This window comes from Rhodococcus sp. D-6 (genome assembly GCF_040256695.1).
In the GTDB taxonomy this organism is placed as follows: Bacteria; Actinomycetota; Actinomycetes; order Mycobacteriales; family Mycobacteriaceae; genus Rhodococcus; species Rhodococcus pyridinivorans.
This window is the reverse complement of record NZ_CP132970.1, coordinates 1,755,031-1,766,887: the sequence shown is the minus strand read 5'-3', so window position 1 is coordinate 1,766,887 and position 11,857 is coordinate 1,755,031. Positions and strand designations below refer to the sequence as shown.

The 11,857-nt window shown below is 72.0% G+C and carries 2 protein-coding genes; one reads left to right on the top strand and one right to left on the bottom strand.

The features are described from left to right. The first annotated feature begins 4 nt into the window (after positions 1-4). A protein-coding gene (locus RBB84_RS08335; protein ID WP_153008518.1) for an IS3 family transposase occupies positions 5-1,263 on the top strand; the annotation gives its coding sequence in 2 pieces (ribosomal slippage) (positions 5-350 and positions 350-1,263; 1,260 coding nt in all). Here RBB84_RS08335 and RBB84_RS08330 read toward each other — a convergent pair. Further along, positions 1,233-11,723, bottom strand: a complete 10,491-nt coding sequence (locus RBB84_RS08330; protein WP_350247372.1) for an amino acid adenylation domain-containing protein — start codon at positions 11,721-11,723, stop codon at positions 1,233-1,235. The genes RBB84_RS08335 and RBB84_RS08330 overlap by 31 nt on opposite strands. Positions 11,724-11,857 lie beyond the last annotated feature (134 nt).

Below are 11,857 nucleotides of genomic sequence, written 5' to 3'. Positions count from 1 at the left end.
AGTCATGTCACGAAAGAACTACTCGGAGGAGTTCCGGCGCCAGGCGGTCGAGTTGTACGAGTCCACGCCGGGCGCGACGATCCGAGGTATCGCCGCTGACCTCGGGGTCGTGCGCGGCACCTTGACAGGCTGGATCGACCAGTACGGGACCGGCACCAAAACCCACGTCGACGGCACCCGGGTGCATACTCCGGCACGGCCTCATAGCCTGAGCTCCGGCACGGGTAGCGAATCGGAGACCGTCGAGCAGAAACTCGCCCGTCTCGAAGCCGAGAATGCCGCCCTACGAGCGGAAGCAACCAAGCTCACCACCGAACGCGAGATCCTTCGTAAGGCGGCCAAGTATTTCGCCGGGGAGACGAACTGGTGACCCGCTTCCAGTTCGTCGCCGACCACTCCGACACCTATCAGGTGAAGCGGTTGTGCGAGCTCGTCGAGCTCGAGCGTTCGTCCTACTACGCCTGGAAGTCCGCCGAGCCGGACAGGACCGCTCGCGCCGCGGCCGACGCGCAGCTGGCCGAACGAATCCGGGCGATCCATACCGAGGACAACACCTACGGAGCACCCAGGATCACCGCAGAACTCAACGATGGCGTCACCGTGAACGAGAGGGTCAACCACAAGCGGGTGGCCCGGGTGATGCGTCAGAACAGCATTGTCGGCTACCGCCGTCGACGACGGGTCACGACCACCGTCCCAGAACCTGCGGACCAGAAGGTGCCCGACCTGCTCGAGCGGGACTTCACCGCCCCTGCACCGAACTGTATCTACGTCGGCGACATTACATATTTACCGATCGAGGGCGGTGCCAACCTGTATCTGGCGACGGTGATCGATTGCTACTCCCGCAAACTCGCCGGCTGGGCGATCGCCGACCATATGCGCACCGACCTCGTCGCCGACGCTCTCCTTGCTGCTCATGGAGATCGTAATGGATTGTCCGGGTCTATCTTTCACTCCGATCACGGCGCGCAATACACCTCGAAGGATTTCGCTTCCCTCTGCGCCGACCTCGGCGTCACCCAGTCGATGGGTAAAGTCGGCACGAGCGCCGACAACAGTCTCGCCGAATCCTTCAACGCCGCCCTCAAACGAGAAGTCCTCCAGAACGCGAACGTCTGGTCGGACGAAGCCACGTGCCGGCGTCAGGTGTTCCGTTGGGTCACCCGCTACAACACCCGACGACGACATTCCTGGTGCGGACACCGGTCCCCGAACACCTACGAGACCCTCTACATCGCTACGCTGGCATCCGCGGCGTAATCCACCACCCGTGTCCATTTGCTGGGGGTAAGGCCCCCCTGTTCGTCGCCGGGATACCAGGTGCGCAGGCTCTCGTGCCGGTCGAGCACGTCGCGCACCGCTCCGGTCAGTGCCGCGACGTCGAGGCGGCCGGACAGGCGGATGGCGAGCGGAATGTTGTAGGCAGCGGAGGTGGTGTCGAACTGGTTGACGAACCACATGCGTTGCTGGGCCGGGGACAGCGGCAACCGTTCGGGCCGGTCGGCGGCGACCAGCGGCACCCGTCCGTGCCCACCGTGATCGTCGAGGATCCGCGCGGCGAGCGCCCGCACCGTGGGCGCCTCGAACAGGGCGCGGACCCCGGCGTCGGTGCCGAGCGCGGCGTTGAGGCGGGCGACGACGCGGGTGGCGATCAGCGAGTTGCCGCCGAGATCGAAGAAGTTGTCGTCGACGGAGACCTGCGGGTGCCCGAGGACCTCGGCGACGATCTCGGCGACGGTTGCCTCGAGGTCGGTGCTCGGGGGACGGTAGTCGCCGCCGAGCCGTGTCAGGTCCGGCACCGGCAGGGCGCGGCGGTCGAGTTTGCCGACCGGGGTCAGCGGCAGCTCGTCGAGCACCACCACCGCGGCGGGCACCATGTGACCGGGCAGCCGCGCCGCGGCCCAGGCGCGCAATGCCCGCGGATCGATCTGCGTGGCGGTGGTGTCGGTGGTGTCGGGCAGTATGTAGGACACGAGCACGGTGTCGCCGCTGGGTGCGGGGTGCCCGATGGTGTGGGCGAAGGCGATCGCGTCGTGGGCGGTGAGCGCGGCGTCGATCTCGCCGAGTTCGATGCGGAAGCCGCGCACCTTGACCTGGAAGTCGGAGCGGCCCAGATATTCGACGGTGCCGTCGTGCCGCCAGCGCACCACATCCCCGGTGCGGTACATGCGTTCGCCGGGGGTGCCGTAGGGGTCGGCGACGAACCGGGCGGCCGTGAGGTCGGGGCGGCGATGGTAGCCGCGGGCCACGCCCGGCCCGGCGATGTACAGCTCGCCGGCCACCCCGACGGGGACGGGCCGCAGCCGGTCGTCGAGGACGGTCTGGTGGAAGCCGACGGCGGGGCCGCCGATGGTGACGGTGTGACCGGGCCGCAGCTGCGGGCTGACGCTGGTCTCGATGGTGGCCTCGGACGGGCCGTAGCCGTTGAACATGCGCCGTCCCGGCGCCCAGCGCGCCACCAGTTCCGGTGGGCAGGCCTCGCCGGCGACGACGAGGACCTCGAGGTCGTCGAGTCCGGTGGGGTCGAGGGACGCGAGCGCGGTGGGGGTGATGAAGGCGTGGGTGACCTTCTCCTCGCGCAGCAGCCGGGCGAGTTCGTCGCCGCCGTAGATGTCCGGCGGCACGATCACCAGGGTGGCGCCGGCGCAGAACGCCTTGGTGAACTCGAAGATCGACGCGTCGAAGCTCGGCGACGCCAGGTGCGAGACGCGAGCCTGGTGGGTGATGGTGAAGTGGCTGCGCACCTCGGCGTTGAGGTTGGTCATGCCGCGGTGGGTGACCACCACGCCCTTGGGGCGGCCGGTGGAGCCGGAGGTGTAGATCAGGTAGGCCGGGTGGTCGAAGTGCAGCGCGGCGGTGCGGTCGGCGTCGGTGATGGGTGCGTCGCTCGTCGCGGCGATCCGGGCGGCGACGGCGTCGTCGTCGAGCACCAGCCACGGCACCTGCACCGGCAGCGCGTCGCGGTGCGCGGCGGTGGTGATGCCGAGGGCGGCAGCGCTGTCGGTGAGCATGTAGCTCACCCGCTCCGGTGGGTAGGCGGGGTCGACGGGCACGAACGCCGCGCCGGTCTTGGTGACCGCCCACACCACCGCGACCGATTCGAGCGAGCGGGTCAGCGCGAGCGCGACGACGGTTTCCGGGCCGATCCGGTGCTCGTCGACGAGCAGCCGCGCCACGCGGGTGGACCAGGCGTCGAGTTCGGCGTAGGTGATCTGCCGGTCGGCGAAGCGCAGGGCGACCGCGTCGGGCAGGATCGCGGCGATCGAGGTGAGCAGTTCCGGCCACAGTTGCGGTGAGACCGGTGGCAGTCCCCGCGCCGGGGTCAGGTCGGCCAGTTCCCGGTCGGTGACGATGTCGATGTTGCCGACCGCGATGTCGGGGGTGTCGGTGATCGCCTCGACGATGCGCACGAACCGGTCGGCGAACGAGGCGACGGTGGCGGGGTCGAACAGGTCGGTGGCGTAGGTGAACGACGCGCGGATGCCGGCGGGGCCGTCGGCGTCGGTGGTCTCGGCGATGGACAGCTGCAGGTCGAACAGCGCCAGCATCGGGTCGAGGTCGATCACCCGCACCGACAGGTCGGGCAGTTCGATCTCGGGGCGTTCGGTGTCCTGGAATTCGAGCAGCACCTGGAACAGCGGGGTGTAGGCGGTCGAGCGGGGCGGGTCGAGGACCTCGACGAGCCGCTCGAACGGCACCTCGGTGTGCCCGAAGGCGGTCAGGTCGCCGGTGCGGATGCGGTCGAGCAGCGCGGTGAACGGCTCGTCGTCGTCGACCCGGGCGCGCAGCACCACGGTGTTGACGAACATGCCGACCAGGTCGTCGAGGGCGCGGTGGCCGCGCCCGGCGACGGGGGTGCCGACGACGATGTCGTCGCTGCCGGACAGGCGGGCGAGCAGCACCGTCAGTGCGGCGTGCACCAGCATGAACACCGACGCGTCGTGGGCGCGGGCGATGTCGAGCAGCCGGCGGTGCGCGGCGGCGTCGAGGGTGAACGGGATGCGGGCGCCGCGCCGCGACGGCTGCACCGGGCGGGGCCGATCCAAGGGCAGTTCGAGCAGTTCGGGGGCGCCGGTGAGGGTTGCGCGCCAGAAGCGGAGCTGTTCGGCGGCCAGGGAGGTCGGGTCGGTGTCGTCGCCGAGCACCCGGTGCTGCCAGAGGGTGTAGTCGACGTACTGCACCGGCAGTGGGGTCCACGGCGGGGTCTGCCCGGCGTGGCGGGCGCTGTAGGCGGCGATGACGTCGCGGGCCAGCGGCCCCATGGAGAAACCGTCGGCGGCGATGTGGTGGGCGACGAGCACGAGCACGTGCTCGTCCTCGGCCAGGGCGAGCACCCGGATGCGGGTGGGGATCTCGGTGGCCACATCGAATCCGGCCGCGAGGATCGGGGTGAGCTCGCTGTCGAGGTCGGTGCCGTCGTCGACGGTGAGCATCACCAGATCGGGGACGGCGGCGCCGGTGGGCACCACGACCTGCACGGGCCCGTCGTCGGTGAGCGGATAGCGGGTGCGCAGCGATTCGTGCCGGGCGACGACGTCGCCGATGGCGTGCTGCAGCGCCGCCTGATCGAGCCTGCCGCTCAAGCGCAGCGCGACGGCGATGTTGTAGGCCGGGGAGGTGGTGTCGAACTGGTTGATGAACCACATCCGCTGCTGCGCCGGGGACAGCGGGACCGGGTCGGGGCGCGGCCCGGCCACCGGGGCGCCGCGCCCGGCGCCGGTGCGGTCGGGCTGGTCGAGATGCGCGGCGAGATCGGCGACGACCGGATGATCGAAGATCTCCCGGATGCCGAGCTCACCGCCGGTGTCCGCGGCGAGCCGGGCGGCGGCGCGCATCGCGAGCAGGGAGGTGCCGCCGAGGTCGAGGAAATGGTCGTCGGCGCCGACCCGGTCGACGCCGAGCAGGTCGGCGAAGACGGTGGCGACGAGCTGTTCGGTGGGGGTGCGCGGCGCCCGGTAGCCACCGGCGGCGGTCGGTGCCGGCGGAGCGGGCAGCGCGTTGCGGTCGAGTTTGCCGTTGGGGCCGACCGGCAGCGCGTCGAGGACGACGAGGGCGGCGGGCACCATGTAATCCGGCAGGTGCGCGGCGAGATCGGCGGTGACCGCGGCGGTGTCGATGCTGCGCCCCGGGGTGGGCACGAGATAGCCGGTGAGCCGGTCGTCGGCGCCGTGGTGGACGAGCACCACCGCCTGCCCGATCTCCTCGCGGGCGCGCAACACCTGCTCGATCTCCCCGAGCTCGATGCGCAGACCGCGGATCTTGACCTGGAAGTCGGTGCGCCCCAAGTACATCAGGGCACCGTCGGCGCGGCGGGTGGCCAGATCCCCGGTGCGGTACATCCGCTCCCCCGGCGCCCCGAACGGGTCGGCGACGAACCGGTCGGCGCTCAGGCCCGGGCGGTCGAGATAGCCGCGGGCGAGTTGGAGCCCGGCCAGATACAACTCGCCGGCGGCGCCGGCGGGCACCGGATGCAGCCGCGCGTCGAGCACGTAGGCGCGGGTGTTCCACACCGGGCGCCCGATCGGCACCGACCCGGCACCGGTGTCGGTGGTGGTCCAGGCGGTGACGTCCACCGCGGCCTCGGTGGGCCCGTACAGATTGTGCAGGGCGGTGTGCGGCAGCGCCTCCCGCAGCGCGGCGGCGGTCTCGGCGGGCAGCGCCTCCCCCGACGCGAACACGTGCCGCAGCGCGAGCGGCTCCCGGCCGCGGCCGTGCAGGGCGTCGACGAACACCGCGAGCATCGACGGCACGAAATGCGCCACGGTGACCCGCTCCTCGGCGAACAGCCGCAGCAGGTAACCGGGATCGCGGTGCCCGCCGGGGGCGGCGACGGCCAGCCGCGCCCCGACCTGCAGCGGCCAGAAGAACTCCCACACCGACACGTCGAAGGTGGCGGGGGTCTTCTGCACCACCGTGTCGTCGGCGGTCAGCGGATAGGTGTGCTGCATCCAGCGCAACCGGTTGGCGATCGCGGCGTGCGGCACCGCCACCCCCTTGGGGCGGCCGGTGGAGCCGGAGGTGAAGATCACGTAGGCCAGATGCGCGCCGGTCGGCTCCGGTCGATCCGCCGAGGTGAGGGCCGCCGGGGATTCGTCGGCGAGGTCGAGGCGGTCGATGCGCAGCACCTCGGCGCCGGTGTCGGGCAGGGCGTCGGCGACATCGCTGGTGGTGAGCACCGCGCGCGGGGCGGCGGTGTCGAGGACGTAGCGCAGCCGCTCGGCGGGATGCTCCGGATCCAGCGGCAGGTAGGCGGCACCGCTCTTGACGATCGCGTACATGCCGACGAGCAGATCCAGCGACCGCGGCGCGGCGAGGGCGATCACCCGGTCCGGTCCGGCGCCGGCGCGCAGCAACCGCCGCGCGAGTCGGTTGGTGACCGCGTCGAATTCGGCGTAGCCGAGGGTGTGGCCGTCGACGGTGACGGCCGGGGCGTGCGGGGTCGCGGCGACCTGCGCGGCGAACAGTTCCCCGAGGGTGGTGGCGGGTCCGGTGTCGGCGGTGGTTGCGTTCCACGTGTCGAGGACGGTGCGGCGTTCGTCGGCGGTGAGCAGCTCCACGTCGCCGACCGGCACCGCCGGATCCGCGGTGACCGTCTCGAGCAGCCCCACGAGGCGCTGCCCGATCGCGGCGGCGGTGGCGGGATCGAACAGGTCGGTGGCGTAGGACAGCGCGCCGCGCAGTGCGTGGGTGCGGCCGTCGCCGTCGGCGACCGCGCCGAGCTGCAGATGCAGGTCGAATTTGGTGGTGTGCGTGTCGATTTCGGCGATGTCGACGTACAGGCCGGGCAGGGACAGGTGCGCGCCGGTGGTGTCGGAGAAGGCGAGCATCACCTGGAACAGCGGCGAGTAGGCCGCCGAGCGTGCGGGCACCACGGCGTCGACGAGCCGGTCGAACGGCAGGTCGGTGTGCGCGAAGGCCGCCAGGTCGGTGTCGCGCACCGCGGCGAGGAAGTCTGCGAAGGACAGGTCGGCGGGTACGGCGGTGCGCAGCGCGACGGTGTTGACGAACATGCCGACCAGGTCGTCGAGGTGGCGGTGGCTGCGCCCGGCGACGGGGGTGCCGACGACGATGTCGTCGCCGCCGGACAGGCGGGCCAGCAGCACCGCCAGGGCGGCGTGCACGACCATGAACTCGGTGGCGGTGTGGGCGTGGGCGAGCTGCCGGATCCGCCCGTACAGGTCCGGGGCGATCTCGACGTCGACGCTCGCGCCGCGGAAGGACTGCTGCGGTGGGCGCGGCCGGTCGGTGGGCAGCGCCAGCAGGTCGGGGGCGCCGGTGAGGATCTCGCGCCAGTACTCGAGTTGCCGGGCGGCGCGGGAGGTCGGGTCGTCGACGTCGCCGAGCAGATCCGCGAACCACAGGGTGTAGTCGGCGTACTGCAGCGGCAGCGGCGCCCAGTCCGGGGCGGTGCCCGCGGCGCGGGCGGCGTAGGCGGTGACCAGATCCCTGGACAGCGGTGCCAGCGACGCGCCGTCGGCGGCGATGTGGTGCACCACCACGGCGAGCACGTGCTCGTCGCCGGCGACGCGGAACAGCCGCATCCGCAGCGGCAGGTCGACGGTGACGTCGAAACCGGCCGCGACCACCGCCGCGACGTCCGCGTCGAGATCGTCCGTGACCGTGGGGGTCAGATCCAGGGCGAGCGCGTCGACGGGCAGCACCTGCTGGATCGGCCCGGCCGGGGTGGCCGGGTAGACGGTGCGCAGCGCCTCGTGCCGGTCGAGCACATCGCGGGTCGCCGCGACCAGCGCCGCGTGGTCGAGGGCGCCGCGCAGCCGCAGCGCGATCGGGATGTTGTAGGCGGCCGAGGACGGGTCGAGCTGGTCGACGAACCACAGGCGTTGCTGGGCGGCGGAGACCGGGATGCGGTCCGGGCGCGGCAGCACCGGCGCCGGGGCGGGCCGGTCGACGTCGTCACCGGCGGGCAGGTTCGCCGCCAGCGCCCGCACGGTGGGGGCCTCGAACAGCGACCGCACCCCCAGATCGGTGCCGAAGGCGTCGTTGATGCGGGAGATCACCCGGGTGGCGACCAGCGAGTTGCCGCCGAGCTCGAAGAAGCTGTCGTCGGCGCCGACCTCGGCGACGCCGAGCTGGTCGGCGAAGATCGCGGCCAGCGCGGTCTCGGTGGGCGACATCGCCGCCGCCCCACCGGCGCCGGCGAAGACCGGTTCGGGCAGTGCCGTGCGGTCGAGTTTGCCGACGGCGGTCAGCGGGATCTCGTCGAGCACCATGATCGCGGCGGGCACCATGTGGGCGGGCAGCCGCGCCGCGAGCGCCGCGGCCAGCTGCTCCGGGTCGAGGGTGCAGCCGGCGTCGGGCAGCACATAGGACACGAGCATCTGTTCCCCGGAGGGCGCGGCGCGGCCCAGGGTGACGGCGAAGGCGACGTCGGGGCGGTCGCTGAGGGCGGCGTCGATCTCGCCGAGTTCGATGCGGAACCCGCGGATCTTGACCTGGAAGTCGGAGCGGCCGAGATATTCGACGGTCACCGAGCGGGCGGGACGGTGCGGGTCGCGGATGCGCCAGCGGGTGACGTCACCGGTGCGGTACATGCGCGAGCCGGGAGGGCCGAAGGGGTCGGCGACGAAACGGGTGGCGGTCAGGCCCGGCCGGTCGTGATAGCCGCGGGTGACGCCCGGCCCGGCGATGTACAGCTCCCCGGCGATCCCGACCGGCACCGGGTGCAACCGGCCGTCGAGGATCAGCTCGTCGATACCGCACACCGGGTGGCCGATGGTGACGGTCTCCCCCGGCACCAGCATGTCGGTGATATTGCAGACGATGGTGGTCTCGGTGGGCCCGTACGCGTTGTACATCCGGCGGCCGGGTGCCCAGCGCGCCACCAGTTCCGGTGGGCACGCCTCGCCCGCGACGGTGACCGCCTCGCATTCGACGCCGGTCGGGTCCACCGACGCCAGCGCGGCCGGGGTGGAGAACAGGTGGGTGACCTGTTCGCGGCGCAGCAGCGCCGCCAGTTCGTCGCCGCCGTAGATGTGGGCGGGCACCACCACGAGGGTCGCGCCGATAGCGAAGGCGGTCATGTACTCGAAGATCGACGCGTCGAAGCTCGGCGAGGAGAAGTGCGAGACCCGGGCCGCCGGGGGTGGGGCCAGGCGGGTGTGCAGGGTCGCCGACAGGTTCGCCAGGCCGCGGTGCGGCACCACCACACCCTTGGGGCGGCCGGTGGAGCCGGAGGTGTAGATCAGGTAGGCGGGATGGTCGAACAGCAGGGTGGCCGGCCGGTCGTCGTCGGTGATCGGCTCATCGCTCGCCTGCGCGATCCGCGCGTCGAGATCCGGATCGAGGACGAGCCAGGGCACCGTGTCGGGCAGCTCGTCGCGGTGCGCGGCGGTGGTCAGGCCCAGGATCGCCCCGGAGTCGGTGAGCATGTACTCGATGCGTTCGGCCGGATACTTCGGGTCGACGGGCACGAAGGCGGCCCCGGACTTGGCGATCGCCCAGATCACCGCCACCGATTCGAGGGAGCGGGTGATGCCGACCGCGACGAAGGTCTCCGGTCCGGCGCCGGCGTCGATGAGGACGCGGGCGAGCCGGTTGGACCAGGCGTCGAGTTCGCCGTAGGTCATGCGCCGGTCCTCGCACACCACCGCCTCGGTGTCCGGCACCACCGCGGCGACCGCGCACAGGATCTCCGGCAGGGTCTGCGCGGAGCGGGCCGGGTCGCCGTGCGCCGGGACCAGACCGGCGACCTCGTCGCTGCCGACGAACGGCAGATCCCCGATGGGCAGGTGCGGGTCGGTGAGCACCGCGGTCAGGGCGCGGCCGAGTCGCCGGCCGGTGGTGGTGGCGGTGTGCGCGTCCACCCGGTCGGGCCGGTAGCCGGTGCGGACCTGCAGGGCGGTGCCGGTGGTGTCGATCGTCACGCGTAGCACCGCGTCCGCGGGGGCGGAGGTCGGGTCGTCGAGGGTGAGCACCACCGGGCAGGCGGGGGCGAGGCCGGCGAGCACGGCCGGGTCGACCTCGGCGTGGGCGGCGAGATCGGCGCCGAGGGTGCGCACGCGCCGCACCAGTTCGGCGAAGGGCTCGGCCGGGTCCAGCTCGACGCGCAGCGGCAGCACCCGCCCGTCGCGGGCCACGCCGACGAGGACGTCGTCGTGACCGGTGAGCCGGGCGATGAGCGCCGCCGTGGCGGCGTGCAGCACGGCGGCGACGGTGGTGTCCGGGGCGTCGCCCTCGGTGGTGGCGAAACGCGCGGCGAGCGCCGCGGCCGTGACCGCCAGGCGGTCCTCGACGTCGGCGGGGGTGTCGTCGGCGGGGGCGGTGACGGGGCGGGGCAGTTCGAGGCGTTCGGCGGCGTCGGCGAGCTGCTGCCGCCAGAAACCGGCGTCGGCGGCGGCGCGGCGGCGCTGCTCGCCCAGGGTCACGCTGGCCGGATGGATCACGGCGACCGCGCGGTCGGGGGCGCTGCGCAGGAAATCGTCGAGCAGTTCGACGAACCGGTCGTGGTGGGCACGGAGTTCGTCCTCGTCGTAGCGGTGCGGGTTGCCGCGGAAGTCGAGGAAGGTCCGGGCCGGGTCGCCGCTCTGATAGATGTTGACCAGCAGGTCCTCGACGGGACCGGAGGTCATGATGTGGAACTCGCCGCGGATGTCGCCGAGCACGATCTCCTGCCGGAACAGCATGACGTTGACCATCGGCCCGGCATAGCGGTACGGGTCGCCGGCGGCGCCGGTCTCGCGGCGGATGTCCTCGAGGCTGAATCGCTGGTGGCGCAGCGCCCCGGTGAGTTCGAGCTGCACCCGCCGCACCAGGTCGGTGCGGGTGTCGTCCGGTTCGAGAAAGATGTGCAGCGGCGCGGTGTTGACGAGCATGCCGCCGGAGCGGCGGGCCATGGCGGTGGTGCGGGCGAAGACCGGCAGGTTGATCATCACGTCGTCGCGGCCGGTCATCCGCGCCAGATAGCACGCGAACGCCGCGATGACCGCCGCCGTCGACGACAGTCCCGGTTCGTCGTCGACCGCGGTCAGCGCGTCGACGAGGTCGTCGGGGAGGGTGTGGCTCGACAGCAGCGACACCGCCGCGGTGGGGGCGTCGCGTTGCGCCAGAGTCGAGCCGTCCTCGAGTCCGGCGACCCGCTCGATCCAGTAGTCGCGGTCGGTGCGGTAGCGCTCGGAGGTGCGGTACTCGCGGTCCCAGTCGTACAGGGCGCGCAGGTCGGCGGCTTTCGACGGTTCCGGCTCGCGGCCGTCGATCTCCGCGGTGTAGAGGGCGGCGATGCGGTTGACCATGGTCATCGCCGCGAATCCGTCGAGGGCGACGTGGTGGATGCGGGCGTACCAGAGGAACCGGTCGTCGGCGACCTGCAGGATCGTCATGTTCACCAGCAGGTCGTTCGCCAGGTCCACCGGGGTGGCGTAGTCGGCGGTCATCCACTCGTGCGCCGCGGCCATCGGGTCGGGTTCGCCGCGGAAGTCGAGCAGCGGGATCCCGTTGCGGTCCTCGACGGTGGGGTCGACGTACTGGACGGGTTCACCGTCGACGTCGACGACCCGCAGATAGGCGGACCGGAACTCGGCACCGGCGCGATATCCGCAGCGACGCAGCAGATCCAGGTCCGGGGCGCCGCGCAGATCCACATACTGCGCGATGCACACGGGTACCTCGGGTGCGAGCTGCTGCGCGAACCAGATGGCCCGTTGCGCGGACGACAGTGGGAAAGCGCCGGCCGGTATCTGCGGACGACGGTGTCGCAGCGACATGTCCCCTCCGAAAGCGATGTTGTTGGCCGTGATCGGCGTGTGTCCCCCGACATCGCGTGCAGGGGCCGACCCCGGTGCCGCTGGGCGTGCGGCGCCGCGATCGGACCCCCGTTCGATCGTGTGATCCCGTGTGA